The sequence below is a fragment of the Paenibacillus sp. L3-i20 genome (genome assembly GCF_022180385.2).
Lineage (GTDB): Bacteria > Bacillota > Bacilli > Paenibacillales > Paenibacillaceae > Pristimantibacillus.
Genome location: NZ_BQME02000002.1, coordinates 1,183,221 through 1,208,956, shown reverse-complemented (window position 1 = coordinate 1,208,956; position 25,736 = coordinate 1,183,221). Strand labels below are relative to the sequence as shown.

General features: G+C 39.0%; 31 protein-coding genes. 23 read left to right on the top strand and 8 right to left on the bottom strand.

Features of this window, described 5'->3' with window-relative positions; genetic code table 11:
• The first annotated feature begins 93 nt into the window (after positions 1-93).
• Positions 94-924 carry a uroporphyrinogen-III synthase gene (locus MFF31_RS19090; RefSeq protein WP_238190057.1) on the top strand — a complete coding sequence of 277 codons (831 nt, stop codon included), beginning with the start codon at positions 94-96 and terminating at the stop codon, positions 922-924.
• An 18-nt stretch (positions 925-942) separates the two neighbouring features.
• Entirely contained in the window at positions 943-1,098 is a 156-nt protein-coding gene (locus MFF31_RS19085; protein ID WP_238190055.1) for a nitrilase-related carbon-nitrogen hydrolase, read from the top strand.
• A gap of 424 nt (positions 1,099-1,522) precedes the next feature.
• Here MFF31_RS19085 and MFF31_RS19080 read toward each other — a convergent pair whose 3' ends face one another.
• Complete coding sequence (locus MFF31_RS19080) at positions 1,523-3,100, bottom strand: FAD-dependent oxidoreductase (protein WP_238190053.1); 1,578 nt, start codon at positions 3,098-3,100, stop codon at positions 1,523-1,525.
• A 247-nt stretch (positions 3,101-3,347) separates the two neighbouring features.
• On the opposite strand from MFF31_RS19080, the gene MFF31_RS19075 reads away from it, so the two are divergent.
• The 12 genes from MFF31_RS19075 to MFF31_RS19020 all read left to right on the top strand — a co-directional run bounded on the left by MFF31_RS19075 (position 3,348) and on the right by MFF31_RS19020 (position 12,543).
• Positions 3,348-3,758, top strand: coding sequence for a hypothetical protein (locus MFF31_RS19075; RefSeq protein WP_238190051.1), 411 nt, complete (start codon positions 3,348-3,350; stop codon positions 3,756-3,758).
• A 163-nt stretch (positions 3,759-3,921) separates the two neighbouring features.
• On the top strand, positions 3,922-4,335 hold the full coding sequence (locus MFF31_RS19070) for a hypothetical protein (RefSeq protein ID WP_238190049.1): 414 nt from the start codon (positions 3,922-3,924) through the stop codon (positions 4,333-4,335).
• 18 nt (positions 4,336-4,353) lie between these two features.
• Positions 4,354-5,307, top strand: coding sequence for an acetylxylan esterase (locus MFF31_RS19065; RefSeq protein ID WP_238190047.1), 954 nt, complete (start codon positions 4,354-4,356; stop codon positions 5,305-5,307).
• A 14-nt stretch (positions 5,308-5,321) separates the two neighbouring features.
• The gene (locus tag MFF31_RS19060; protein ID WP_238190045.1) at positions 5,322-6,062 is read left to right on the top strand and encodes a class I SAM-dependent methyltransferase; all 741 of its coding nucleotides are present in this window, start codon (positions 5,322-5,324) and stop codon (positions 6,060-6,062) included.
• 436 nt (positions 6,063-6,498) lie between these two features.
• Positions 6,499-6,729 carry a glycosyltransferase family 2 protein gene (locus MFF31_RS19055; protein ID WP_282570600.1) on the top strand — a complete coding sequence of 77 codons (231 nt, stop codon included), beginning with the start codon at positions 6,499-6,501 and terminating at the stop codon, positions 6,727-6,729.
• 262 nt (positions 6,730-6,991) lie between these two features.
• Positions 6,992-7,420 (top strand): hypothetical protein, encoded by a 429-nt coding sequence (locus tag MFF31_RS19050; protein WP_238190044.1) that lies wholly within the window; start codon positions 6,992-6,994, stop codon positions 7,418-7,420.
• Between the two features lie 72 nt (positions 7,421-7,492).
• Positions 7,493-7,744 (top strand): acyl carrier protein, encoded by a 252-nt coding sequence (locus tag MFF31_RS19045; protein ID WP_238190042.1) that lies wholly within the window; start codon positions 7,493-7,495, stop codon positions 7,742-7,744.
• Positions 7,745-7,960: 216 nt separating this feature from the next.
• Entirely contained in the window at positions 7,961-8,983 is a 1,023-nt protein-coding gene (gene yiaK / locus MFF31_RS19040) for a 3-dehydro-L-gulonate 2-dehydrogenase (RefSeq protein ID WP_238190040.1), read from the top strand.
• An 8-nt stretch (positions 8,984-8,991) separates the two neighbouring features.
• Positions 8,992-9,192, top strand: a complete 201-nt coding sequence (locus tag MFF31_RS19035) for a hypothetical protein (RefSeq protein WP_248565534.1) — start codon at positions 8,992-8,994, stop codon at positions 9,190-9,192.
• Between the two features lie 106 nt (positions 9,193-9,298).
• Positions 9,299-9,835, top strand: coding sequence for a GNAT family N-acetyltransferase (locus MFF31_RS19030; protein ID WP_238190038.1), 537 nt, complete (start codon positions 9,299-9,301; stop codon positions 9,833-9,835).
• 201 nt (positions 9,836-10,036) lie between these two features.
• Positions 10,037-10,480, top strand: coding sequence for a hypothetical protein (locus MFF31_RS19025; RefSeq protein ID WP_238190036.1), 444 nt, complete (start codon positions 10,037-10,039; stop codon positions 10,478-10,480).
• 158 nt (positions 10,481-10,638) lie between these two features.
• Positions 10,639-12,543, top strand: coding sequence for an alkyl/aryl-sulfatase (locus tag MFF31_RS19020; protein ID WP_238190034.1), 1,905 nt, complete (start codon positions 10,639-10,641; stop codon positions 12,541-12,543).
• A gap of 396 nt (positions 12,544-12,939) precedes the next feature.
• Here the strand turns inward: MFF31_RS19020 and MFF31_RS19015 are convergent, their stop codons facing one another.
• A complete protein-coding gene (locus tag MFF31_RS19015; RefSeq protein ID WP_238190032.1) occupies positions 12,940-13,419 on the bottom strand; it encodes a hypothetical protein in 480 nt (159 codons plus the stop codon).
• 690 nt (positions 13,420-14,109) lie between these two features.
• Here MFF31_RS19015 and MFF31_RS19010 point away from each other — a divergent pair.
• Together MFF31_RS19010 and MFF31_RS19005 are read left to right on the top strand one after the other, a co-directional pair.
• The gene (locus MFF31_RS19010) at positions 14,110-14,688 is read left to right on the top strand and encodes an ASCH domain-containing protein (protein ID WP_238190030.1); all 579 of its coding nucleotides are present in this window, start codon (positions 14,110-14,112) and stop codon (positions 14,686-14,688) included.
• Positions 14,660-15,046: an ArsR/SmtB family transcription factor gene (locus MFF31_RS19005; protein ID WP_309296690.1), complete on the top strand. Its 387-nt coding sequence runs from the start codon at positions 14,660-14,662 to the stop codon at positions 15,044-15,046. The genes MFF31_RS19010 and MFF31_RS19005 overlap by 29 nt, the downstream gene beginning before the upstream one ends.
• Positions 15,047-15,255: 209 nt before the next feature.
• On the opposite strand, the gene MFF31_RS19000 is transcribed toward MFF31_RS19005, so the two are convergent.
• The 3 genes from MFF31_RS19000 to MFF31_RS18990 form a co-directional block, all read right to left on the bottom strand.
• Positions 15,256-17,175, bottom strand: coding sequence for a glycosyl hydrolase family 18 protein (locus MFF31_RS19000; protein ID WP_238190028.1), 1,920 nt, complete (start codon positions 17,173-17,175; stop codon positions 15,256-15,258).
• A gap of 218 nt (positions 17,176-17,393) precedes the next feature.
• Positions 17,394-17,684, bottom strand: a complete 291-nt coding sequence (locus MFF31_RS18995; RefSeq protein WP_375541366.1) for a YxcD family protein — start codon at positions 17,682-17,684, stop codon at positions 17,394-17,396.
• Complete coding sequence (locus MFF31_RS18990) at positions 17,684-18,094, bottom strand: hypothetical protein (RefSeq protein ID WP_238190023.1); 411 nt, start codon at positions 18,092-18,094, stop codon at positions 17,684-17,686. Before MFF31_RS18990 ends, MFF31_RS18995 begins: the two co-directional genes overlap by 1 nt.
• 128 nt (positions 18,095-18,222) lie before the next feature.
• On the opposite strand from MFF31_RS18990, the gene MFF31_RS18985 reads away from it, so the two are divergent.
• Positions 18,223-18,753 carry a DUF309 domain-containing protein gene (locus tag MFF31_RS18985; RefSeq protein ID WP_238190022.1) on the top strand — a complete coding sequence of 177 codons (531 nt, stop codon included), beginning with the start codon at positions 18,223-18,225 and terminating at the stop codon, positions 18,751-18,753.
• A gap of 18 nt (positions 18,754-18,771) precedes the next feature.
• Here the strand turns inward: MFF31_RS18985 and MFF31_RS18980 are convergent, their stop codons facing one another.
• Both MFF31_RS18980 and MFF31_RS18975 read right to left on the bottom strand, forming a co-directional pair.
• Entirely contained in the window at positions 18,772-19,326 is a 555-nt protein-coding gene (locus tag MFF31_RS18980) for a beta-class carbonic anhydrase (RefSeq protein WP_238190019.1), read from the bottom strand.
• Positions 19,327-19,353: 27 nt separating this feature from the next.
• On the bottom strand, positions 19,354-19,671 hold the full coding sequence (locus MFF31_RS18975; protein WP_238190017.1) for an iron-sulfur cluster biosynthesis family protein: 318 nt from the start codon (positions 19,669-19,671) through the stop codon (positions 19,354-19,356).
• A 129-nt stretch (positions 19,672-19,800) separates the two neighbouring features.
• On the opposite strand from MFF31_RS18975, the gene MFF31_RS18970 reads away from it, so the two are divergent.
• Both MFF31_RS18970 and MFF31_RS18965 read left to right on the top strand, forming a co-directional pair.
• Positions 19,801-21,315: a carboxypeptidase M32 gene (locus MFF31_RS18970; RefSeq protein ID WP_238190015.1), complete on the top strand. Its 1,515-nt coding sequence runs from the start codon at positions 19,801-19,803 to the stop codon at positions 21,313-21,315.
• 143 nt (positions 21,316-21,458) lie between these two features.
• A complete protein-coding gene (locus MFF31_RS18965; RefSeq protein WP_238190012.1) occupies positions 21,459-21,776 on the top strand; it encodes a hypothetical protein in 318 nt (105 codons plus the stop codon).
• Here the strand turns inward: MFF31_RS18965 and MFF31_RS25255 are convergent.
• Positions 21,763-21,891 (bottom strand): hypothetical protein, encoded by a 129-nt coding sequence (locus tag MFF31_RS25255; RefSeq protein ID WP_282570533.1) that lies wholly within the window; start codon positions 21,889-21,891, stop codon positions 21,763-21,765. The two genes, MFF31_RS18965 and MFF31_RS25255, sit on opposite strands and share 14 nt — an antisense overlap.
• A 104-nt stretch (positions 21,892-21,995) precedes the next feature.
• Here MFF31_RS25255 and MFF31_RS18960 point away from each other — a divergent pair, with 104 nt between their 5' ends.
• Genes MFF31_RS18960 through MFF31_RS18945 form a run of 4 tightly spaced genes read left to right on the top strand, consistent with a single transcriptional unit; the run spans position 21,996 to position 25,689 of the window.
• Positions 21,996-23,009: an ABC transporter substrate-binding protein gene (locus tag MFF31_RS18960; protein ID WP_238190010.1), complete on the top strand. Its 1,014-nt coding sequence runs from the start codon at positions 21,996-21,998 to the stop codon at positions 23,007-23,009.
• A gap of 26 nt (positions 23,010-23,035) precedes the next feature.
• Entirely contained in the window at positions 23,036-23,830 is a 795-nt protein-coding gene (locus MFF31_RS18955) for an ABC transporter ATP-binding protein (protein ID WP_238190009.1), read from the top strand.
• The gene (locus MFF31_RS18950) at positions 23,823-24,680 is read left to right on the top strand and encodes an ABC transporter permease (protein ID WP_238190007.1); all 858 of its coding nucleotides are present in this window, start codon (positions 23,823-23,825) and stop codon (positions 24,678-24,680) included. The genes MFF31_RS18955 and MFF31_RS18950 overlap by 8 nt, the downstream gene beginning before the upstream one ends.
• Before the next feature lie 40 nt (positions 24,681-24,720).
• Positions 24,721-25,689: an aromatic acid exporter family protein gene (locus MFF31_RS18945; RefSeq protein ID WP_238190005.1), complete on the top strand. Its 969-nt coding sequence runs from the start codon at positions 24,721-24,723 to the stop codon at positions 25,687-25,689.
• The last annotated feature ends 47 nt before the right edge of the window (positions 25,690-25,736 follow it).

Sequence of the window (25,736 nt, the reverse complement as noted above, 5' to 3'; positions counted from 1 at the left end):
GGATAAAAACGGTTAGAAGTGGATGGTTTTGTTTTTACCATTTTCTTATAACATAGTGTTCAAATCGGAATTGCGTAAGGGAGCAGGAAGAGAATGGCTAAAGGACTACTGGAAGGGAAGAAAATAGTCATAACCGGATCTCGTAAAATAAAGGAACTAAGCGAGATCATCGAAAGACAAGGTGGGGTGCCTATCGCTCGCCCTCAGCAAGGATTGCTTGTACAGCAAGAACAAGAGGTCGAGCGAGATATTCTGCAATGGATCGAAAACGGAACAGACTGGGCTATTTTTACAACAGGTACTGGCTTGGATGCCCTGCTTGGACAAGCGGAGCGATTAGGGGTACGTGATCAACTTATTGCTATTATGCGGGAATCGAGAGTTGGAGCGAGAGGCTACAAAACGTATGCACTTTTAAAAAAAGAGGGTATAGAACCGATCGTTGTGGATGAAGACGGAACAACAGACGGATTAATGAAGATGCTGCAAGGTTATCTGTTTGCGGGCCAAAGAGTTACTATTCAGCTCCATGGTCAACCGAAGCCTTCGTTAACATCTTTTTTTGAAAAGAAAGGCGCTTCAGTTCTGAACATATTGCCATATAAGCATGTGGCACCTGATGCGGAAGTATCCCGAAGACTTATTCAAGAGATGTTGGAAGGGACTGTAGATGCGGTTTGTTTTACAACTGCAGTACAGGTTAGCTACTTGTTCCAATATATTAAACAAAATGGTCATTATCTGGAGATCAAAGAAAGCTTCCGCAATCGAGTGCTTGCGGTTGCAGTGGGAAGAGTGACATCAGAAGCGCTCAAAGAAGAAGGAATTAAACGTGTGCTTGCACCTGAAAATGAACGAATGGGTGCGATGATCATTGAACTGGCTCATTATTATAAAAATGCATCAACTCAGAGAGAGGGATGATAGGATGAAAAAAGTCAAGTGAAGGTTGCTCTTATTCAGTCAGCAGCTATATTGTTCGATAAACGATCAGCGATGGAGATGATCTCCAGCATGACACGAGAAGCAGTAGATCAAGGAGCTGAGTTGATCGTATTTCCAGAGGTGTTCTTGCCTAGTTATCCGCGTGGACAGTAATAAGCATTGAAGATTTAATTGAATTTCCTTTGAGAATTTCAGGATTCAAAAAATATTTCCATGGATCTGTCTTCATAACTACATGATGAGGAGAACTGTAAATTATTTGAAATAAAGACGTATTCAAGCATTGGGTCATACAACCTTTGGATTGTAGGAAGGTAGGAAGCTGATTCAAACTAATAATTTCATACTAAAATAGCCAAGCATTACAGCGTAAAGTTGCTTAATTACATGCAAAAAGAGAAACTTGTGAGCATCCTATTATCTTCCTATCGTTAGGTTTGCGAGAACTGACCAAGGATACAGGGAAGTGAATTAGCTGTAATGAAAAGCTTAATGTTTTATTCATCAAAAGTTAAGAAAACTAAAAAAGAAAGCCAAAACAATTGAACATTGCTTTGGCTTCCTTTGTGTACATTATTTAATATCCAGAGTCTTCCGAGATAAGGTTATCTAGCATTGTATAATCGTATTTTTGTAATGGCTTTTCAGCAGGTCCCTCAAGTACTTCTCCTGTATACGAGAATCGAGAACCATGGCAAGGGCAGTCCCAAGAACGATCACCATTGTTCCATGCAACTTCGCATCCGATGTGAGTACATGTTGTATCTACGATATGAAGCGTACCTTCTACATCTCTATAAGCTCCTTTTCTATGGCCATTAATATCAATAACAGCCCCTTCATCGTTGGATAGATCATGTATAGTCTTCTGGGGAATCTCTAATTTTCCTTTAATTAATTGACAAACAACATTAGCATTTTCAACTAAGAAGTTCTTAAGACTTGGATTCATATGGAAGCGGGAAGGGGTATACAATTCTCGATAATTGTTCTTTTTATCACATACTATATCTCGTAATAAAAGGGCAGCTGCAGTTCCGTTTGTCATCCCCCATTTCCTGTATCCGGTTGCAATTAATACATTCTTTTGACCAGAGGTAATTGGGCCGACGTAAGGAATTTTGTCTAGTGTTATTAAATCTTGAGCTGACCATCGATATGCAACATCTTCTAGCCCAAAAACTTGTTGCCCGAATAATTCTAGCGCCTCATAATGTTTTGATGTCTCTTCTCCTTGTCCGGTTTTGTGACTTTCCCCAGAGATAAGAATCATTTTTTCCCCATTAATTGTTGCAGAACGGAGAGATCGCTTTGGTTCATCCGCACTAATATACATGCCATCTGGATAGTCTTTCTTTGTTTTTGCAGCAATAATATAGGAACGTTCTGCATGCATCCTAGTAGAGTAAAGTCCCGCACCTTCATAAAAAGGGAAATGAGAACAGGACAGGACGTAATTTCCTGTAACACGAGCTCCACCACGAGTAAGAACTACTGGTTGTTCGCCGGTCTCAATATTTACCGCTGTTGTATTTTCAAAAATGTATCCACCTTTTTCAGTAATTATTTGTGTAAGATGAGCTAAATATTTGAGTGGATGGAATTGTGCCTGATCTTTCATAATAAGCGCATTATTTATTTTTAAATCGAAAGGAAGCTTATTTACAAGTTTGCCTTCAATACGAAGTTCTTCATAGGCTGCTGCTTCTTTTTCTATTTTGAGTGCATATTCCTCTGTTGTGGCATACACATAGGCATCTTGATGAGTGTAATCACAATCAATATGCTGTTTATTTATTATTTCTTCAATAAATTTTAAAGCACCGATATTTGCTTCATAATACAATCTTGCCATGTTTTTTCCTGCATTTCGGATTAGTTCATCATAAATTAAATCGTGCTGGGCAGTGATTTTAGCTGAGGTATGTCCTGTCGTCCCATGTAGCAATTTGTCTGCTTCTATAATAGCGACCTTCAAACCTTCATTCACCAAAAGATAGGCAGAAGTAATACCTGTAATTCCACCACCCACAATAATGACATCGACTTGCAGGTCCTCCTTTAGGCTGGGGTATTCCGGTAAGTGAATTGTATTTGTCCAATAAGATTCGGTACTAAAAGGTAATTTCCCATTGTCATGATTGTTATTAGTCACTATAAAGCCTCCATCACATGTTTTATAGGCTCATTATTTCCAATTGGCAGGTGGTTAAACTTTGAGTTTTGGTTACTGATTAGGTAGCTCATCCATCGTTGGAAGGGAGCTTTGTACTATTGTCACTATTCAGAGCGAACAACGCTTGAATAAATGTTGCGATATTAGTTTTTGTCAAACTGACGTAACATTCAATCTTTATATTGAGGAGGCGGACGTATAGAAGAAAGATGAAGGAGCAGAGTTCATGGAAAAAACAATAATTTTGAGTTTGGTGTTTTTGATTTTTTTTGGTGTTTTATCAGGATGCGGAAACGGAGATATCAAAAAGGAAAAGGACGAAATCAGTTTAGTTCCGTCAGGAAAAGTTGGCGGGAAGGACTTTGCATTCACGGTTAAGCCAGAAACATTTGATCTCACCATTAGGCGGCACGGGGATATTTGCGCCAACGATTTCCCTTATTGCAACAAGGACCTTCTTAAGGAACCTGGTCTTATTCTCAGTTGTGCCGGAAGTCGTTCGGAACAAAATCTAAAAGGCTATTTTTACATGGTGGCTCAGGGGAAAGTTGATTTCATTTTATCTCTCATCAAGCACATAAACTATCTAAGAACTACGAGAAAATATGTTATATCAACATATGGTTTTACATTCTGAGAAAATAGCAGACGAGGAGTCGTTCGATTGCAGACTTGATTAAAGATTGTGAAGAGCTAAGAAAACAATTGGGTATAGCGAAATGGACTATTATTGGATAAAGGAACTTGACATTCAGTCTTATATCAAACAAGATTTAATAAAACGAGTAGTGGGGATAACCGTGATAACAAATAAACAAGCGGGAAGAAAAGTTGTTTCTAGTTTGCTTATTTCGTTAATAATGACAGTAACACTCCTTTTCTATAAAGGTGATACGTTTCACATTACCACTTTTATTTATACGAATTGGATTTTTAACATTTTTACGTTCCTAATCGGTGTTCCATTGTCACTATTAGCGGATATAATTATTTATAAGATATCAAATAAATTGATCTATATGTCGGTTGGACTTTTATTACACTTCATATTTGCAGTTTTTATATTCCGTATTTTTTTCAGAGATGAACTAGCTGTATCAGATTGGTTTTCGTTTGGATTTTTTTGCTGGGCAGCTGGATTGTGGTTGATTGATTCTATTTTGAAAACAAGGTCTGAAAGATCACAGCGAGAGAGTATTACTTACACGATATAGGATAGGGGTACAGTCTAAATGAATTTCATCGAACAGAAAATATCTGAATTAGAAAATTACTTGCCGGATTTAACTACTCCAGATGACATGGATGAATTTTGGTCTGGCGTTTTGAAAGATACACGAAACATTCCTCTACAAGGTACAAGAGAAAGTATGGATACTCCGATGATAGGTGTCGAATCATATCGGGTTATTTATAAAGGGATTGATGGGACACCTATTCATGGTATTTATATGGTGCCTACCGTTTTTGGTAAAAAGTCGTATCCTTGCATCGTTCATTACCACGGTTACCATGGGAATAAAGGGCTTCCGGAGCATTTTGCCCCATACCTCATGAGTGGAATAGCAGTGTTCTCGATTGATGTTCGTGGTCAAAGCGGGGATACTGGTGATCTGACGCCACAGTTAAATGGTTCAACTAGCGGTTGGATGACAAAAGGTATTCTTGATCCAGAGGAAAGTTACTATAAACATATTGTGACCGATGCCATTCGTGCAATTGACTGGGTAAGAGAGCAGCCGGAAATTGATGTTAATCGGATTGGAGTAAATGGCGGAAGTCAAGGCGGTGGTCTTGCACTTGCAGTTAGCGCTTTGGGCTGTAGGCATTCGTTCGCAATTGCAGATATTCCGAATATGTGCCATATGGATTGGGCGATATTCAATTCGACAGGTTCAATAACTGAAGGGGCAACTTATGTATCCCATTATCCAAATCAATTAAGTACTGTGTTACGTACGCTAAGTTATTTTGACAATAAAAATCTAGCTCACCGAATAGAAATTCCTATACTGGTAAGTGTTGGATTTAAAGATACGATCTGTCCTCCTGAATCTGTGTACGCCATGTATAATCGCGTAGATGCGCCAAAAAGAATTATTAACTATCCGTTTAATGGACATTGGCCGGGGAGTTTACATATACGTGAGGTATTGAATTTTATTCATGAACAAACTAGCAATTAGGAGATGTACATGTAATGAAGCAAAATAAATATGATGATCCAACTTTTTTTTCTGCATATAGTGGGATGACCCGATCTATTGAAGGACTTGAAGGTGCTGGTGAATGGCATGTATTGAAATCTTTGCTGCCAGAATTAAAAGGAAAAGATGTGCTTGATTTAGGTTGTGGGTTCGGTTGGCATTGTCTTTATGCCCGTGAACAGCAGGCAAATTCAGTAGTTGGTGTAGATATATCCCAAAAAATGTTAGAGAAAGCTCGCTCCCAAACGAATGACTCAGCAATTACTTATGTACAAATGCCTATTGAAGACATCGAGTTTGCACATGAGCAATTTGATGTTGTTATTAGTTCATTGGCGTTTCATTATATCGAATCATTCGAGGATATAGGTAAGAAGATATTTGATTATTTGAAACCGGGAGGATCATTTATATTTTCAGTCGAGCATCCGATTTTCACTTCCCGTAATGAACAAGATTGGTTTCTTGATGAAGCGGGCAATCGCCTACATTGGCCGATAGATGATTATCAGTCAGAAGGTAAACGTGAAACAAACTTTTTGGCAAAGGGTGTTATCAAATATCATCGAACGATCTCTACTTATTTCAATGACTTAATAGAGGCTGGATTTACATTAAAAGCTGTGAAGGAACCCGTTCCTTCCGATGATATGCTAAATAAAGATGCAATGATGAAGGATGAGCTTAGAAGACCTATGTTTTTAATTATTTCAGCGGAAAAGCAGATGAAATAAATTGGATAAACTATACTGAGTAATTGAATGTTTACGCAAAAGGCAATATGTTTCCTTAATATCTTTGCCATTTAACTCTCCCTACTTGTAGGGGGAGTTTTTATATTCATGTCCATTTGATCCATTTATTCATATCTTTTTCACCATAAGAGGATTGAAAAATATTTCGACATAGTTTGAATTGTTTCAGTACAAATTCACTTCACTCATTTGGGCATAAGAGATCTTTTCAAATATTGAACGACTTAATTCGTCATTAAAAGAAGTACCTTAAACCCATTTACGCCCACAAACGGCATAGCTATAATTATACAAATAAGTAAAAAACAATATGATTTTGGTTTTGAAAATAGATTTCAAGAGGGTACGCAGGTTCGATCTACTGGGCTAGAATGTGATGCTTCAGTTAAAGGTAGTGTTCAAGTTGAAGTGAGGGATTGATGATGGCTCAACTGAAAATGTTAGTGACATTATTGAGAGGTTTAGCGAGAAGATAGATGATCTAAAATACGTGTATTTGGAGCGAAATGAACAGTCTTGCCGAGCTAGAACTAGAAACACAGGTATTCGATTAAGTGATGGGGATTATGTCATTTTACTTGATGCTGGTATGTTAATTTCTTCTGACTATGTGATGAATATCCATCAAGAAATTAGTCAAACGTAAGAGATCGTTATTTTAAACAAAGTGATTGACCTGCGCACTGAACCATCAACTGTTAATTTACAATTAATAGATGGCTTATCGCCGCAAAATATGAAGGAAATATGCGATCAATTGCAATTCGACCCAGCGTGGGAGGATGGCCGATCATTTTTGTTTGATATTTGCCATGGCAAAATTAATACGTATGCGGCTCTTTGGAGAATGGGATGGTCAGCTGCGATGTGTATATCGAAAGAGCTCATTATGAAAACGAGTGGGTTCGATGAAAGCTTTAATGGTTGGGGAGGATACAGAGTTTTCATATCAATTATTTTTGGCTGGGGCAACGTTTTATGTTCCGATGGATATCATTACATTGCATGTCACTCACCCACCTAAAAGTATTGCAGTAGATAAGAAGCAAAACTCATTCCACAATAAATTAAAAATGCACAAAAAACACAATCATTTTGAAACTGTCATTATAACAGACTACTATCGTATGTTTGATGAAGGTTTGTTAATGCTGCTTCTTCATGAACTGCTTAGAATATTAAACAATCTTTATATCATCCATACAGAGGGACACTCGAACAAGCTTTTATTAACGAACTGTGATAAGAGGGAAGATCTGGTGCGCCTATTCACAGGATTGAATGTAAGCTATTCCGATTTTTATGTAGGGAAACACTCCATGTTCCACCTGCAGTAAGAGTGTGTACTTTTCTAAAGAGTATTAACCTTTCGTTAGTAAATTATGTTTTTAAATAAAAGGAGAATGTATATGTTAAACGTGTTGGAACAGAATTTATTATCCGAATTTGCTGAACTTAACGTAACGATATTAAAGTCTGAATACGATGAGCAGCTAGAAGATCTATGGGGAATAGACTCCATTTCTTATGTGCAAATATTAGCTTCCCTCCAAAAAGCACTCCACTTTGTCATTACGGATGAAGACTATATGACGTTAAAGCTGAACACTTTCAACAATCTATTATATTTACTAGAAACGAAAACGGAGATCGTCAAATAGAGTAGAAAGATCTTACCTGGTGTGTGTCCAATTATAGGTGTAACGGAAGAAGATGCAAAAGTGAAGGAGTCAAAACTTAATGGGTTCATGACCATGGAATATGGCATAAAACAGTTGTCGAATATGTAACTTTATTAGAGAATTGATCGAATTTTTATCTAGTGACGAAGGGATCAATCTCTTACGTTTAAGTGATATGAGGAGTTGAAATGATAGTTGAGAGTTTCTTACCTATTTATGATTGAAATTTTAGAGAAGATTTTTTTAAAGCTAAAATTTTCAGAAGATGATGCAAGCAAATGTGCTGAGTTATTCGCTAAGGCAAATCTTGATGGAGTTTATTCACATGGAATAAACCGAGTTCAACATTTTATTAATAATGTGAATGACGGGTATATCAATCCGTTTGCCAGTCCCTTGTTTTTGGATCAGCTAGGAGCGATTGAACGTTATGACGGACAAAGTGGAGCTGGCAATTTAAATGCACATTTTGCGACAAATCGAGCCATTCAATTAGCTGAAGAAAATGGAATAGGAATGGTTACGATGAGTAATTCTAATCATTGGATTAGAGGAGGCGCTTATGGCTGGCAAGCTGCCGAGGCGGGATATATTTGTATTTGTTGGTCAAATACTGAATCATTGATGCCATCATGGGGTTCCAAAACAATGAATATAGGGAATAACCCCTTAGTTGTTGCGATACCTAGATTACAAGGGCATATCGTGTTAGATATGGCTTTGTCTCAATTCTCATATGGAAATCTACAATTATATGAAAATAATAAAGAGAAGTTACCCGTTCATGGTGGCTACGATAGCGAAGGCGAACTAACAGATGATCCAGCACATATTAAAGCATCAAGCAGACTTTTGCCGATGGGCTTTTGGAAAGGGTCTGGACTTGCAATTGCACTTGATATGATGGCAGCGGTGTTAAGCGGGGGCAATCCAACTTTTTTGTTGGATGAATACAATTCAAAGCCGGGCGTATCTGCTCACAAAGCGTCGCAAATATTTATTGTAATCAAGCCTTCAATGACGGGCTCCGTTCATTCATTTCAACCATTAATAGATGAAATCATAAGTAATATACATACAACAGAAAGAGCCGACGGATCAAGTGGCGTCTATTATCCGGGGGAAAGAACGATCCTAGCAAGACAAGAGAATCTCGAGCTCGGTTGCCTGGTCGATTGCAAGGCCTGGGAAAGTTTGTTAGCTGTAGCTGATCACTAATTGCTTGGTTGAAATATTCTTATGCATTAATCGTGCGATTGCGTGAGCAAGTGGAGCCATATCAACTATCTTTGGATGAAGTAAAAACGAATGCAAGTTGTTTGCTCGGGGAAATTGAAGAGTACTTTTTAATCTTGAACGTTTCATTAATCGGTATTCATATTATTTCAAATCGCAAGAAGACGTATCTACAAACAACTTGCCTCTAATAAGAGCAAAAGCTACGGTACTATTAGATATAGAGAAAAAAATGTAGTCTTTTCTCATTGCTTAATGGTGTGGTATCCTTTCTATTGTGGAAAGGGGTGGAAATTTATGAATGTTTGGGAAGGTAAAAAAGTTAGATTGCGAGCGATCGTAGCCGAAGATTGGATGCAGTTTCATACAAATGATTATGATTCAGAAGGAGCTAGAACATCAGACGCAATTTACTTTCCAAGATCAGAAGCTGGAACGCAGTTATGGGCTGAGAAAGTAGCTTCAAATGGTGCTAATGGAGATAATGTTATGCTCGCTATTGAAACGTTAGATGGAAAAATTGTAGGTAGTATTAGTGCTCATAGCTGCGATGCTCGAAATGGTGCTTTTAAATATGGCGTAGCTATATTTCATGATCATAGGCTTAATGGTTATGCATCAGATGCTGTTAAAATTTTGTTGCGCCATTTTTTCCATGAATTACGTTATGAAAAAGTTACAGCACATGTATATGCTTTTAATGAAAGCTCTGTTAGATTACAAGTGAAACTAGGTTTTAAGCAAGAAGGGAAAATTAGGAGCGTCATCTACACAAATGGGCAGCACCACGATGAGTATATTTTTGGGATGTTAAAAAGTGAGTTTCTCCTATAAATGATAAAACATATTTAATTGAACAACTTGTCATGTCTGTCTAATGCTGGAGAAGATCCTTAATGGGAACTTCTCTTTTTTTATTAAGAAGTAATGCTAGAATACTAAGCTTCAAATCGTAATAAATAGTTTTAACATCTTTCCACTTTTAAGCGTTATATGGATAGATTGATCAATTTGACTCTGATTGGAGCAGCGTTGATGAAAAAGAAAGATTACATTTTACTCCTTATTATTATGTTAGTACTATTCGGGGGATATTCGTGGGTGATGAAAATAGAACAAAAAGAATACAGTTTATTGGTTAGTCAGTTTTATGATGACTTTATTGAGGAGGAGTATAGTATCTTGTACTCTTATTTTTGGTTTGGTCCCGAGTTCGAACAATTATCTGAGCATGACAAGATTGGTTATAACGCCCAACACATGATAAATAATCGTTATTGGTATAGAGACATTAAAGAGTATAAGCTATTAAATTCAGGATGGAGAGGAAGGGGTGTAAGAAAAGTAACGATACAGGTTGCCGTTCATAGAGGAGAGAATTCGATAAAAAAATACAAAGATACACTTGAACTTGTGAGGAAAAACGGGGTTTGGAAGATCGGGGATTTTCAGACGGGTGTGCCTGCTAATTTACCGTAAGGTACCGGTATCAATGAGGATCTGCAATGGTTAAAGTGACAAGTCTTCCACATAATCAGAGTAGGGTTATAAATACTTGGGGATTGCATATGAATCCGCACCAGAGGAAACAATATTTGGGGGAAAACTCGAAGAATAACTCTCTGGAGGCATCGGAAATGACAAGTTCGAAAATAACCTCATCTCTACCCGCATCTACCTTTACAAAAGCGGAAAATGAAGCTGTTTATAAAACGCTAAACTTTGAAGATAAACAAGATTTTGAAGACGCTAATAGAGGATTTATCGCACCATTGCAATCTAAAACTATTACAAACAATACAGGAGAAATTGTTTGGGACATAGAAAAGTTAGCATTTCTAGACGATCCTATACCTGATACGGTTAACCCTAGTTTATGGCGAAATTCACAACTACATGCGATTACTGGTTTGTTTAAGGTCGTAGAAGGCGTATATCAGGTTCGAGGACAATCAATCGTCACGATATTTATAATTGAAGGAAAAGAAGGCGTAATTGTCATTGATACGTTAGCTGGAACAGAATCAGCAAAAGCAGCGATGGAATTATATTATAGCCACCGACCTCAAAAACCAGTGACAGCCATTATTATAAGTCAAAGTCACGCAGATCATTTTGCCGGAATCCAGGCAGTTCTTGAGTTTGCCGCAAATCCTAACATCCCCATTATTGCTCCAGAACATTTTACAAAAGAAGCATTAAGTGAAAATGTTCTCTTAGGTACGATTATGACTCGTCGTGCACAATATCAGTTCGGCAATATATTACCTGTTAATACTACCGGATCGGTATCTGTAGGTATTGGTCCAGTTTTAGGTTCGGGTACATTTAGTTTTGTGATTCCTACTGTTGATATTGTGGAAGAGACTAAGAAGATGGAGATCGATGGAATTACGTTCCGATTTTTATTAACACCAAATACAGAAGCACCTGCAGAAATGCACTTCTATATTCAAGATTACAAAGCGTTGTTTGTATCAGAGAATGCCAACAAATCCATGCATCAATTGTACACGTTAAGGGGTGCTAAAACGCGAGATGCATTACTATGGGCAACTGCTCTTGATAAGACAATCGATTTATTTGAACACGAAGAAATTGATGCGTTGCTTATGATACACGCTTGGCCAGTTTGGGGCAAAGAGAACGGATTGCATCATTTGAAATTACAACGTGATCTGTACAAATATATGCACGATCAAACGATACGTCTAGCCAACCATGGCTATACAATGGACGAAATTGCTGAAACGATTACACTTCCAGACAAGTTAAATCAATATTGGGGAAATCGCGGGTATTACGGAACGTTAAAGCATAACAGTAAAGGTATTTACAATTTTTATTTAGGCTTCTATAATGGACATCCTTCCGACCTAGATCCACTCCCACAAGTAGAAGGTGGCAAAAAATATGTTCAATACATGGGTGGGGCAAGTGCGATCATTCAACAGGCAAAAGCCGATTATGAAAAAGGTGAATACCGATGGGTAGCGCAAGTATGCAAGCATATCGTAATGGCTGACCCGGATCATACCGAAGCCAAACAACTATTAGCAAATGCATTAGAACAATTGGGTTATCAAGCGGAATCAGCAAACTGGCGCAACATTTATTTAGCCGGTGCATTAGAGCTAAGAAATGGTGTGAATAGAGAGATTGGCCCATCAGATACTTCTGGATTAGTTGAACATATGCCCATCACTGATTTTTTAACATTGTTAACGATTAGAGTTAATGGTCCAAAAGCAGAGGGCATACAAATGACGATGAATGTAACGATCACTAATGAAAATGAACAATTTGTGATGCACTTAGAAAACTCCGTTTTATTTAATAAAGCGGATCGACAAGATAATCAACCGAATGTAACATTAGTAGTCGACCGAGACACATTTTACGCTATAATGCTCGGTAGTCAATCGATAGATGAAGCAATAGCATCAGGTAAGCTGGAAATGACGGGTGAGCAACATAAAGTGAACGAATTTATATCTTTATTGGATCAATTCGAACCACTACCCAATATCGTAACCCCTTGATTAGACAGTCAATAAAGGGAACTAACCCACTAAATTGAATAAAAGCCTCCCATTACCGAAGGGTAATGGGAGGCTTTCGTGAATACGATTGTTGTGTTAACGGGAACGTTAGTTTAAAAAAAAACGCAAGTATAGGACTTTATTTCTCGTTTTTGGCTACGACTGTCTCAATTTTTAGGCTCATTCTAAAACTTTTATTATGAAGTCCGACGGTATAACAATTCGAAAAGTCGGGTGTAATAAAGACATTTGGTCTACAACTTGATTTTCTTCTGGCTTATAATAAAATTGTAGATTGACGGCTATACTGCAACTAGTAACACTTACATTTGAATGGATATATGAGAATCAAAAGGAAGAATCTTCTTTAATTGTGATGATGACTTGAAATCCAAGTCAGCAAAATTTATACCAATTATCTTTTTCAGCAGAAGTATATAAACATAAATTATGTAAGTTTTCGTGAAAATGTTCATGTGAAAGAACGATTGCATGCTTAAATTCTTCATTAAAAATGTAGGTTTCTTGTGGGAATGAGTAATAGTTGTTCATAAACTCTTTGAATGTCATTTTATGAATGTAATCTCTTCCTAATAAATGGAACTCTTTATTTTCCTCAGATGCATCCCAAAAGACATAGACATCCCCTGTAAAAGGAGGATTCGTGTTTATTTGATCAGATGTCATCGCTATTGGTCCACCAATCATACAATCCCAAAGCATATATCCGGTTTCTCTTTTATAATCTATATATGCCCCTGAATTTGTATCACAAAAGGCCTCTTTAAACTGTTCTTTTAATAATTTTGATTCTGATTTGGATAGACGCTTAAAACTCTTCTTGATTTCTAGCACTGTAAAGGTTGGTAGTTTCAATGGTAGACTCCTTTCGCTGTTCCCGTATAAGAAATCAAGGTGTAATATGTAAATAAATATAGAAGAAGGGTATAGCAATTGCTACACCCATCTATAGTTACTTTAAAAGTAGGTTGTAAACAGCTTCGCTTCGTTACTAGATCAACAGTCGTCAAATTTTCCTCTTATTACAATATAATAATTTTTAAGCAATCAGTCGACCTAAGATTATCGTCTTCTTTACTTCTTATTTATTTACATACAGGATACTATAATGGTTATACCCGATAAATAGATAGTTATCAATTATACCAATGATGTCCTTCTCCCCTAGTATTATATGCAATTAGTTTATGCCAATGTGGTTTGTTATATGGATACATAAAAACACCTTGTGTATTATGAGTATGGGCAAAATCATGGGCTGGGGATAGTCCAGAAGCAGTAGCTGCTTATGCAACTGCTCGGGCATCCGCAAAAAAAGTATCCAATCCAACTGAGGCTCTAAGTGCAGCCGTTGTATATGGTATAGTTTCAAGGATAAACACGCCTCCACCCCACCCATTTCCATTCATCCTTTGCTGCCGGCATGACAAAATGAACGGAATTCAATATAATGTAATCAATTGGTTACTTGTTTAATAAGTTACCAAATAGTTACCTGTCAATCACAGTAGTTTGAGTAAAACGATCGGGTGGAGGGACTAACTGTTGCTATTTAAAGGACATATATTGGAGAAGATTGCTGAAGGTACGATTTCGTTAGCGTTTCGACGATGGAGAAGGGCGCAAATTAAGCCGGGAAGCCGGTTGCACACTCCAATTGGGCTTATTGAGATTAAATCTTTGGAAATTATCATAGACACAGATATAACGGAGTCTGAAGTTGCACTTGCGGGATTTTCTACACGTACAGAGTTACTCAAGGAACTTGATTCATTTAGTTATGAAGGAGATATTTATCGGATAGAAGTGACGAGAATCGGAGATGACCCACGTGAGGAGCTACGTGAACGAGACATCCTGACCGAAGCAGAATGGTCTGACTTGCTTGCGCGGCTAGGGCGACTGGATCGAGCAAGTTCATCCGGACCGTGGACCTCAAAGTTTCTGAAGCTAATCTGCGAGCACCCCGGTGTCAGATCAACGGAGCTAGCAGCAGAGATCGATTGGGAGACGGAGAAATTAAAATTAAATGTTCGCAAACTGAAAAATCTTGGTCTGACGATCAGTCTTGGGACAGGTTATCGGATATCACCGCGTGGAAAAGCACTTTTGGACAGAATGTAAAGCAGAGGGGATGTACACACCGGATATGCGGGAAGATCATTTAGAAAATGCTATTTTTAAAGCTTTAGCTGATCCGAATAGAAGACTCTTGCTTGACTTACTTTATGAAGAAGATGGACGTACTCTCTCGGAATTGTGTGCTCATCTGAATATGACACGTCACGGCGTCATGAAGCATCTAAGCGTCTTGGAAGCAACGGGTTTGATCACTACACGAAAGAGCGGGCGTGAAAAGTTCCATTACTTGAACTCCGTACCGATCACACAAATTCATGATCGTTGGGTTAGCAAATTCGCTGAACCATGGACTAGTGGGGCAATTTTAAAGCGGACTTCGGACGGTTGTAAGGATAAATAAAAAATAATTAACTTTTCATAAATGTCACTGAACAGCTGTCAGAAATAAATATAAAGTATTTCAACCGTATAAAGAAGAGTTCAAGTTAATCAGCGTTTTCAGGCTAAACTAAAACAGCGCGCGCCGATTGAGTATCGGCACGCGCTTGTATCATAGCTTGTTCATCTGTCTACTTGACAGGGGTATAGCCAATAGGAGGCTTTCGTGTATTATCTAGCGCGGAGCATCTTCGTCCACAACTCAGCGTCCTCATAACCAAGACGCCATGCGGCTACGCCGGCTAAATCATATTTTTTGGCTAAATTAATTCTAGCTAACACAGTGTCATGCGTTTCTGCCCAAAATACATGGGTAAAGCCGTCTTTCTGATACGTATACTTGTATTGACCTGCTTCTGGATCGAAAATACCAGTCGCTTTCGTATCAGCAATAAGCTTCGGTAAATTCTTCATGAGTAGCGCACGATTATCTACTAGCTTGCCGCTTGCATCAATTCGCCATTCACGTACATAGAAGGGGATACCTAACATAAGTTTATTTCTAGGGATTCCGTAATCAAGGTAATTTTTAATACCTTCTTCAACCCATTTTAATCCCGCAACAGATCCAGCTTTATCGCTGCCTTTCCAGTGCTCGTCATAAGCCATAATGATAACTGTATCAACAATACCGCCGATTGCAGTATGATCATAAGCAGTACGATGATTCCAGCTCATGTCGCCACGTGGTAGATCGATGGATACCTTTAGCTTCTTAGCATGGGCTGCTGCTGTAAGCTTCTTAACGAATGAGGTATAAGCATTTCTGTCCGCACCGGCAACTTCTTCAAAATCTAGATTGAGTCCATAGACACCCAGTTGGACTAAACGTCCTACAAGCTCGTTAATAAATTTTGTTTGTGCATTCTGATCTTTTAAAAACGCAGTTGTCATCTTCCGATCGAAGCCATTGTGAAGAAGTGGAGTAACTAAAATCCCCTTTTCCTTCAATGTTTTCACTACAGCAGGGTCTGACATATCCTTTAACGTACCGTCAGCTGCAGTTAACTCAAACCAGCTTGGAGAATCAATCGATAATCCTTGTGTGTTCGCAACATGACTTAATATCGTTGAAGCGTTACTGCTTCCATTCCAACCAAGCACTTGCAGTACTTTTACATTATTCCAAATGGATCTTCCATCAATTGTACGAATGGAGCTGTTCGCGTAATGTTTGGCATAATAAAGTGCAGAGCTTAGTGTATGAAACGCATTAATTTTTTTGTCGCCTTGATAAACATTTAGATAAGGCATACTTGACCATAAAACCGCATTATCCTTAATAACTTCAGCATTCGCAAGAGTAGAAGCTAGTTTAACTGCTCCATCAAGTCCAACAAATGATTTGACAAGCTTTCCATTCTGATTAACCTGGTAAGTAGGCACATTAGAATGAATGATTTTGCCGCTAACGCTATGTACAACTTCGCTGTGTGCTACTTTTTCAGAAGCTGCAATTGCATTCTTCAAGAAAGAGAATAATTTCGTATTCGGTGCTTGCTTTCCATCTACGACTATTTGATAGACAGCTTTGGCAGAACCTTGTGCTTTTATTTGAGCAGCGGTAAGATTGTCCCAAATCCATTTGTTCGTATTTAGGTCAATGATGTGGACGTTGCCCCACTTTTTTGCTTCTTTTTTCGCTTCGTCTAATGTTTGAAAAGTCCATTGTGGGAGCGTGTTGTCGCCTTGATATAAGCGATACTTTGGGTAAGTGGCATATTTAAAGCCGACATTTTGTAAGTCGCGAATATGCGCATTAGCTAATGTTTTCGTCATTTTAAGCGCATCTTCATAGGTATGGAAATCTAACTTCGAGTTAGAAACCCCATTTTGATAAACTTTGTACCTTGGGAAATTGTCCCACAACCACTTGCGATCAGAAATTTGCTCTACATGGCTGTAGTTAAATTGTTTGGCATAGTAAACAGCATCGGCTTGTTTGACAAATTCTTTAATCGCTTTGTCATTCTGATAGACGCGATATTTCGTCATCCCAGTTGCCGCAGCTTCAGTCACTTGTGCAGCAGATGCAGCAAAGGTTTGGACGAGCATAAACAACGCGACTATTAAACTAAATTTTTTGAACATGAGTTTTCCTATCACTCTCCTCTAATAAGCTACTCTATTAGACGTAAATAGTAGAGAAGTAGTTGCTAACGAGAAGGGTTGTAAATAGTGGAAGAAGGGAAGGGGGAGTGTTGGAACTTCTTATCGATGTAAAATGGAATGTAAAAAAAGAGCATTCCGTAACAATGTTCCAAAAAGGAAATTGTACGGAATGCTCTATATCTTTAAATCATTTGAAGTTAGCCAACAATATCTGCCCAAAACTCGCCTTCGTCTTCATTCAAACCAAGTCTTATATCGGAACGGAATACACGGCGGTTATAATGTGAGTAAATGAATTGTTCGATTGCTTCCAATAGATTGGATTCAATCAAGTACTGACTACGGCCAGAAACCCATAACTCTGCTGTATAACCATATTCCTCATCCCAAGAAAGTTGAACTTCGACATCAGTCGGTTGAACGCCGCGTCGCTCGGAAATGTGAAGACATACTGCATTTATAATCTCATCCGTATAAATTCTCACGATTAGTAAGGTCTCCGTTGATCTGGTTTGTTATTCTTTTTGTTACGCAAGTAAACGAAAGCAACACGGATTAGCATAATAATCGCAAAGATCGCAAGTAGGTTAATCATCAAACCCATAATTTGTCCAAATGCTCCTGCACCGAACATGCTGCCGAACATCAAACCAGCAAGACCACCGATCATAAGACCTTTCATTAGGCTGCTTCCACCGTACAAACCAGGTTTTTTAGCAGTTGTACCCGCTTTAGTACCTGGGTTGGATTGTGTAGCACTGTCGGATTTCTTAGGTGTTTGTGTGTAGCTTTGCTTAGGGGATTTAACTCCGCCGCCGCGTTTAGCGTCTGCCACTTGTCCAAATCCTAGTGCTAGGAACAAGGTTAACGCCATCATTACGAGTAGTCCTTTTTTCATCTGATTCTTTCTCCTTCTGCTTTGTCTTATAAAGCGATAAATTGCTATCGTCCTCTTATACGGATAAAATATATGGAGGTTTCAAAAATGTTTCTACTATTAAATAATTAAATATATCGGAGGTAGACATGAGCAAATACCCTGAATCTTATGTTACCTATTTGGTCGAATTTCATGCAACAAGAGACTATTTTGAATGCCATGAATTGCTGGAGGAGTATTGGAAGGAAAACCCGAATGATGGCCTTGGTCATGTTTGGGTAGGGCTAATTCAGCTTGCAGTAGGACTTTATCATGAACGAAGAGGCAATCGAAGAGGGGCAAGGATGATGTACGATCAAGCTTATTCACGCTTGAAAGACGCTGATCTAGCATCACATGGCATTCACCAGCAACATATTGTTGATGAATTGGCAGTTAGACGGGCTAATGTGAGCGACCCAACTTATCCTTATAAAGATGTCACAATGCAGTTAATTGACGAAGAGTTGTTAGAACTTTGTATAAGGAACTGTGAAGCTCGTCATATCAAATGGGGTACTCCGAGTGATTTAGATGATAGTGCCATCATCCATCGTCATACATTGCGTGATCGTTCGGATGTTATTGCAGCGAGAGAAGAGTCGCTCAGGCAAAAAAGAAAAAGCAGTGTCGAATGACACTGCTAAATAAACGAATTAAGCTTCATCAATTAATTCAAGAGCACCAGTGTCAGGATCGATTATGAGACCATGGATAAGAATGTCCCTTGGAAGAAGTGGATGATTGCGGATAATACTAACACTATTTACTACGCTATCTCTAACGCTGTCAAATCCGGTAAGCCAGCGCATTAAATTGACACCGGAATGCTTAAGTGTTTCGATCGTTTGATCGGGTACCCCACGTTCTTTCATATGTAAAATAATCTCTTGCGGATTAAGCCCTGTCATTCCGCAGTTATGATGACCGATGACGAACACCTCGTCAGCTTGCAGCTCATAGAGTGCAACAAGTACACTTCGCATAATGTTGCCGAAGGGTTGAGTAATGATGCCGCCTGCCGTTTTAATAATTTTGGCGTCACCATTTCTTAGGTTCATAGATTTCGGTAACAGTTCAGTAAGCCTTGTATCCATACAGGTTAATATGACCATTCGTTTGTCAGGAAACTTACTTGTTGCGTATTGCTCATATTGCTTCGTTTCAACAAAAGTTTTATTATACGATAAAATTAGGTCAATATTTTTCAAATTCATTCCTCCTGTAATGGTCTAAACTTACGGTATGAACTTCAGATGAGTCGTATAAATTTGATTGTTACTTTTTAAACTAAAGCAGTTGTTCACAGAATTATAGTCTATGCGTAGCTGAGGTTCATAGAATACTTCGTGACGTGGTTCGTAAAAGAATGAAAATGGATCGCCATTAGCTAATTGATCATCTACAGATGGTTCATGAATAAGAGTGAGCACTGGAACTCCGCTTACAACACAGCCACAGTCCTCCGTATCATGTAGAAGCTTAAGTTGTTTGCTGCTGTCTGCCAAATAAGGGGTTAATTTGTTTACAGCACTTGGAGAAAAGGTAATATGCATGTTTAGTGCCTCACTTTCTGGTATTGCGATAGCCGGTCGCTAGGTTTAAGATGATTATAAGGAGTACATTCCTTAAGATCAAGACAAATACAGATAAATATGTATCATTTTTGAGAGGTGGAAATAATAATGGCAGTACAACACTCAGAAGCTTTAAATAAGTTCAAGGAAACGATACATAAAATAAAAAGTTATGAAGAAGCGTTAGGCGTGTTGTATTGGGATTTGCGTACTGGTGCACCGAAGAAGGGCATGGATCATCGTTCAGAAGTAATCGGTTCATTGTCTGGTGACATGTTTAAGCTGTCGACTTCTCCAGAACTTGGTGAGTGGCTTTCTACTTTGGAAGAAAAGAGCACTTATTCAGAACTAACTGAGATTGATCAGCGACTAGTATTAGAAACACGCAAAGATTATGATCGCAGTGTCAAAATTCCTCCAAAGCTGTATCAGGAATATGTCATCTTGTCTTCTCAATCGGAATCAAAATGGGAAGAAGCGAAGGAAGCAAACGATTATGCTAGCTTCCAGCCTTATTTAGAAAAGGTTATCGACTATACAAATCAATTTATTGATTTGTGGGGCGCTAAGGAAACGAGATATGACACGCTTCTTGATCAATATGAACCGGGTATGACAGTTGCTCAGCTAGATGGAATTTTTGGCGGATTGCGTTCGCAGCTTGTGCCATTAGCAGCAGCGATTGCGGCTTCGCCGCATCAGCCAGATACGTCATTCCTGCGTCAAAAATTTGATAAGACTGCACAAAAGGAATTTGGACTATATATTTTGAACCAAATGGGCTACGACTTCGAAGCGGGAAGGCTTGACGAAAGTGCACACCCATTTGCAACGGGACTTACTCCTGGCGACGTTCGGATTACGACGCGCTATCAAGAAGATGATGTGACGAATGCTCTATTTGGTACGATTCACGAAGGCGGCCATGCTCTATACGAGCAAAATATTATGAAATCACTTATTGGTACCACGCTTTGTACCGGAACATCTATGGGTATTCATGAGTCGCAGTCACTTTTCTGGGAAAATATAATTGGACGCAGCCGTCCGTTTTGGGATTCCTATTATGGTGAACTTCAGAAGAAGTTCCCAGGACAATTAGATGCTTCTGTAGATCAATTCTATAGAGGTAACAATATTGTACAGCCTTCACTTATTCGGATTGAAGCAGATGAATTGACGTATAGTCTCCATATTATTATTCGATATGAGATGGAGAAGCTAATTTTCAATGGTGGGGCAAAAGCTGCTGATCTACCAGCTATCTGGAATGAAAAGTATAAGGAATATTTGGGAATTACTCCTCCAAACGATGCAAAAGGCATTTTGCAAGATGTTCACTGGTCGGGCGGAGCGTTTGGCTATTTCCCTTCGTATTCACTTGGTTATATGTACGCTGCACAGATTGCTGATACGATGGAACGCGAAATTGACGGCATGTGGTCGCTTGTAGGTGGCGGCAATCTGCTTCCAATTAAAGAATGGTTGTCTGATCGTATCCATAAGTATGGTAAAATGCGCACACCTTCGGAGCTGATTCAATCCATTTCAGGAAAACCGCTTGATCCTCAGCATTTGGTGACGTATTTAACGAAGAAATATACGGATATTTATAAGCTGTAAATTAGAAATGACAATAGACTGGTTGACGATCGTTATAGTTACGATCGTTAATCCAGTCTTTTTTTACTCCCAGATGTTGATTCGCCACAACTATATTGATACAATATTGAGATATTCTGGTGTATATGTTAGGGGTGATCTCGTTGGCTCAAAAAAAACCGATTGGTTACGGTTCTATTTCGTTGCTTCTTCTGCTGTTTGGATTTTTATTTAATATTCCATTGCAAAATGATTTCAAAATCAGTTATCTTTTATTCAATATTTTAAACTTGGATATTTATTCAAATGGTGATGTAGGTATACATTATCCAGTTGTAGCTTCAATTATATTTTGGATTCCGGCACTGCTTATAGCTAAAAAGTATCCAAACGATTACGGTGCTTCAATTAGCTATCATTTTTCTAGTTTATTGTCTTTCTTGATTATTTTTGCGGTAGTAATGACAACTATATTTTCCTAATTGCTGCGGCGTTCAACGGAATTGATGCCATGTCTTTTTTGCTAAGGAAATAATAAGCAATTAATGCTGCCTGGAACGAAGAAATTCGTTTCCAGGCAGTTTTTAATTTCAACATAATCAACTTGGAATGAAAGGTAATCAATCTTTCACCGTCCCGCATGCAATTGCATAGGCTGATGTACATCTATTTTTGCCTATATTGGCGGGAGGTATTGGAATATGAGTAAACGAGTGTTTGGAATGTTGCTTCTAGTGGCTCTTCTAGTCGTGACGGCATCGCTTGCCGGCTGTGGCAAGGGCAGTTCTGATAAGAAGATTATCCGCATCGGTGAAGTAACAAGATCATTATTCTACGCACCACAATATGTAGCAATTGAAAAAGGGTTCTTTGAGGAAGAAGGATTAAAAGTTGAACTGACAACTACGCCTGGCGGAGACAAAACGATGACTGCATTGTTGTCAGGTGTTATTGATGTTGCATTGGTAGGTTCCGAAACGTCGATCTACGTCTATCAACAAGGTTCTGATGATCCGATTATTAATTTCGCACAACTGACTCAGACAGACGGAACATTTCTTGTAGCAAGAGAAAAAATCACCAACTTTGATTGGAATACACTAAAGGGTAAAACTTTCCTAGGGCAGCGCAAAGGCGGTATGCCGCAAATGGCTGGAGAATTTTCCCTCAAAAAACATGGTATTGACCCGCATGCGGATATGGAATTAATTCAAAATGTTGATTTCGCCAATATTGCTCCAGCATTTTCGTCTGGAACTGGCGACTATGTTCAATTATTTGAACCAACAGCTTCTATTTTTGAAAAAGAAGGCAGAGGATATGTTGTTGCATCCTTTGGTACAGAAAGCGGTCATTTGCCATATACCGTTTATATGACAAAAGGCAGCTTCATCAACAAAAATGAAAAGTCAGTTCAAGCATTTACAAATGCGATCCACAAGGCACAGCTATGGGTAGCGAATAACGATGCGAAGACGATCGCAGATGTTGTTTTGCCATACTTTAAAAATGTAGATCCAGAAATATTAGTGAACTCAATCGACCGCTACAAGCAACAAGGCTCCTTTGCATCTGACCCGATCGTAGACGAAGCGGAATGGAACAATCTTCTTGATGTTATTACATCTGCGGGTGAGCTTGAGAAACGGACAGAACATGATGTGCTTGTGAACACATCTTTTGCAGAGAAGGCTATAACAGCGGTCAAAAAGTAAGGTGTTTAATGTGAGGGGGCAACTTAATGACTCAGTCAACTGTACTCGAGCTGCAGCGGCTCTCACATGTCTATGTGAATGATAAAGGAGCTTCGCTTGCAGTAGAAGGGATCGACCTTGCTGTTGCACGAGGTGAATTTGTCAGCTTAGTTGGACCGAGTGGTTGTGGTAAGACAACAGTACTTAGCCTACTCGCAGGGTTGTTTCCACCAACAGGTGGAAAAGTGCTGCTAAATGGAGAAAAGGTGAATGGACCTTCAGCGAAAGTAGGCTACATGTTACAGCAGGACTATTTGTTTCCATGGCGGACGATTCGTGACAACGCTGCCGTTGGGCTAGAGATTAATGGTACGAAGTCTAAAACTACGATGAGAGCTGTTGAGGAATGGCTTGCAGAACTCGGATTAGCAGGATCAAGCCAGAAGTATCCACATGAATTGTCTGGCGGTATGCGGCAACGTGTCGCATTAGCGAGAACACTCGTGACTGAACCTGAAGTGCTTTTGCTTGATGAGCCGTTCTCGGCACTCGATTTGCACATTAAGCTTCAGCTTGAAGACCTCGTACAACAAACATTGCAGCGACTCGGTAAGACAGCCGTTCTAGTAACGCATGATCTCGCTGAAGCGGTTGCAATGAGCGATCGGGTTATTGTATTGGGACGAAATCCGGGACATATTCGTAAGGAAATCGTCATTCCGGAAGAAATTAGAGCTGCAAATCCAATATCTGCGCGAAAACTGCCACAATTTCAATCCGTTTTTGAGGAGCTGTGGGCAGAACTAGATGCGGTTGATGGAGGAGGAGAGAAGAATGGGTGATAAAGAAGAGCTTTCTACCATTTCTGGTCTCCAAGAAGATAGGATCGAGTTAATGGATAACCTGTATGATAGGCATAAGCGTAGGATGCGTAAGTTGTCAGGCGCTGTGAGCTTTACTCAGCTTATGATTTTATTGTTATTTTTTGGACTATGGGAAGTAGCGGGACGTAGCAAATGGGTCGATCCTTTGTTATTCAGCTATCCAACAAAACTGTTTCAACTTCTTTGGGAAATGGTAAAGGATGGATCTCTGTGGCCTCACGTCGGTGCTACAGTGTCAGAGACGATTGTTGGGTTTGCACTTGGCACAATTATTGGAACGGCAATTGCAGCTGCGTTATGGTGGTTTCCATTTCTATCCCGAGTGCTCGATCCGTATTTGGTCGTACTAAATAGCATGCCTAAAGTAGCGCTTGGACCAATCTTTATCGTTTTACTTGGACCAGGTTTTATGTCCATCGTTGCGATAACGTTATCGGTTACAGTTATCATTACAATCATTAATATATACAATCAATTTCGTGAAATTGATAGCGGCTATATTAAGGTTGTCCGATTATTTGGTGCTTCTCGGATGCAATTATTTCGACTTGTAATATTACCAGGTTCATTCCCTGTCATTATCGCAACGCTTAAGGTCAATGTTGGATTAGCTTGGGTTGGCGTTATTGTAGGTGAATTTTTAGTTGCGAGAGTAGGTCTTGGTTATCAAATTATTTATGGCTTCCAAGTATTTAACTTCACTTTGGTGCTATCGTCTTTAGTTGTGATTGCAATTGTGTCCACAATTATGTACAAATTGGTAGCAATATTAGAACGACGGTTGACGGAAGGCTGGCGAGAACGGTAGGATGGGGTTACACATCTTATCGGATATGAGGACAGACAAAATGGGAATACGTGTTATTAAAACAGCAATTGCGACTATTGCGGCCATTTATACGGCTCATTATTTTGGTCTTGAACCACCACTATCAGCAGGTATACTTGCAATACTCGGCGTAGAAGTAACGCGGATGAAGGGGCTAAGGAGCGCTTTCGACCGTTTTATTGCTTCTGTGCTGGGTCTTTTTTTCGCTTCATTAGTATTTACAGTGTTTGGATTTGAACATTGGGCGGTAGCGATTTTTATTTTAGTTACATTCCCGATTCTCTCCCGCTTTAACTTAAAAGATGGCATTGTTACAAGTTCGGTTATCGTCTTCCATCTCTATACATTTGGAGAAGTAACCGTGTCTAATATAACAAATGAAATCTTTCTTCTCATTGTCGGTCTCGGATGCGCAACGGCAATCAACTTTATTTACATGCCTAAGGATGAGAAAGTGATTACCGTCCTCCGCAACGAAGTTGAGCAAGATTTTGCTACTATTTTCATGGAAATGGCCAAGACGTTAAGAGATCCAAAACATATTTGGAACGGCAGTGAGCTTTTAGGGGCTTACCGTGTTATTGAAGAGGGATCGCTAAGATCACTCCGAAATCGGGAAAATCGGCCGTGGGATCATGAAAACTATTGGCCAACCTATTTTGAGATGCGCCGTCAACAGCTGGACACGATCCAACAGATGATTGCAGAGCTTGCACTCGTCTATGATAAGCTGCCGCAAGCCGAGCTAATTGCAGTATTGCTAGATCAACTTGCAACCGATTGTAAGTCTGTTGTTTACCAAGGATTAGTGGAACAGGAAGTATTCAAACTTATGGTGGAATTCCGAGCTATGGAACTTCCAAAAACGAGAGAGGAATTTGAGCTCAGAGCTGCTCTCCTTACACTATTACATGAGGTTGATCGCTATTTGGCAATTGCGAAACGATTGAAGAAGAAAGCAACAGTACCTAAAAAAGGGGTCGTTTAAGACCTCTTTTTTTTGTGCAAAAAAATAAATAGATACTTCATAATTTC

Bases quoted from the DNA above. Each gene is read 5' to 3' on its own strand.
- MFF31_RS18990 (WP_238190023.1), bottom strand. From the start codon at position 18,094: ATGAAAAAAGGACTACTCGTAATGATGGCGTTAACCTTGTTCCTAGCA.
- MFF31_RS19050 (WP_238190044.1), top strand. From the start codon at position 6,992: ATGAAAGCTTTAATGGTTGGGGAGGATACAGAGTTTTCATATCAATTA.
- MFF31_RS19065 (WP_238190047.1), top strand. From the start codon at position 4,354: ATGAATTTCATCGAACAGAAAATATCTGAATTAGAAAATTACTTGCCG.
- MFF31_RS19075 (WP_238190051.1), top strand. From the start codon at position 3,348: ATGGAAAAAACAATAATTTTGAGTTTGGTGTTTTTGATTTTTTTTGGT.
- MFF31_RS25255 (WP_282570533.1), bottom strand. From the start codon at position 21,891: ATGTTGAAATTAAAAACTGCCTGGAAACGAATTTCTTCGTTCCAGGCA.
- MFF31_RS19030 (WP_238190038.1), top strand. From the start codon at position 9,299: ATGAATGTTTGGGAAGGTAAAAAAGTTAGATTGCGAGCGATCGTAGCC.
- MFF31_RS19060 (WP_238190045.1), top strand. From the start codon at position 5,322: ATGAAGCAAAATAAATATGATGATCCAACTTTTTTTTCTGCATATAGT.
- MFF31_RS19045 (WP_238190042.1), top strand. From the start codon at position 7,493: ATGTTAAACGTGTTGGAACAGAATTTATTATCCGAATTTGCTGAACTT.
- MFF31_RS19020 (WP_238190034.1), top strand. From the start codon at position 10,639: ATGACAAGTTCGAAAATAACCTCATCTCTACCCGCATCTACCTTTACA.
- MFF31_RS18955 (WP_238190009.1), top strand. From the start codon at position 23,036: ATGACTCAGTCAACTGTACTCGAGCTGCAGCGGCTCTCACATGTCTAT.
- MFF31_RS18970 (WP_238190015.1), top strand. From the start codon at position 19,801: ATGGCAGTACAACACTCAGAAGCTTTAAATAAGTTCAAGGAAACGATA.
- MFF31_RS19090 (WP_238190057.1), top strand. From the start codon at position 94: ATGGCTAAAGGACTACTGGAAGGGAAGAAAATAGTCATAACCGGATCT.
- MFF31_RS19000 (WP_238190028.1), bottom strand. From the start codon at position 17,175: ATGTTCAAAAAATTTAGTTTAATAGTCGCGTTGTTTATGCTCGTCCAA.
- MFF31_RS18945 (WP_238190005.1), top strand. From the start codon at position 24,721: ATGGGAATACGTGTTATTAAAACAGCAATTGCGACTATTGCGGCCATT.
- MFF31_RS19025 (WP_238190036.1), top strand. From the start codon at position 10,037: ATGAAAAAGAAAGATTACATTTTACTCCTTATTATTATGTTAGTACTA.
- MFF31_RS18985 (WP_238190022.1), top strand. From the start codon at position 18,223: ATGAGCAAATACCCTGAATCTTATGTTACCTATTTGGTCGAATTTCAT.
- MFF31_RS18960 (WP_238190010.1), top strand. From the start codon at position 21,996: ATGAGTAAACGAGTGTTTGGAATGTTGCTTCTAGTGGCTCTTCTAGTC.
- MFF31_RS18975 (WP_238190017.1), bottom strand. From the start codon at position 19,671: ATGCATATTACCTTTTCTCCAAGTGCTGTAAACAAATTAACCCCTTAT.
- MFF31_RS18950 (WP_238190007.1), top strand. From the start codon at position 23,823: ATGGGTGATAAAGAAGAGCTTTCTACCATTTCTGGTCTCCAAGAAGAT.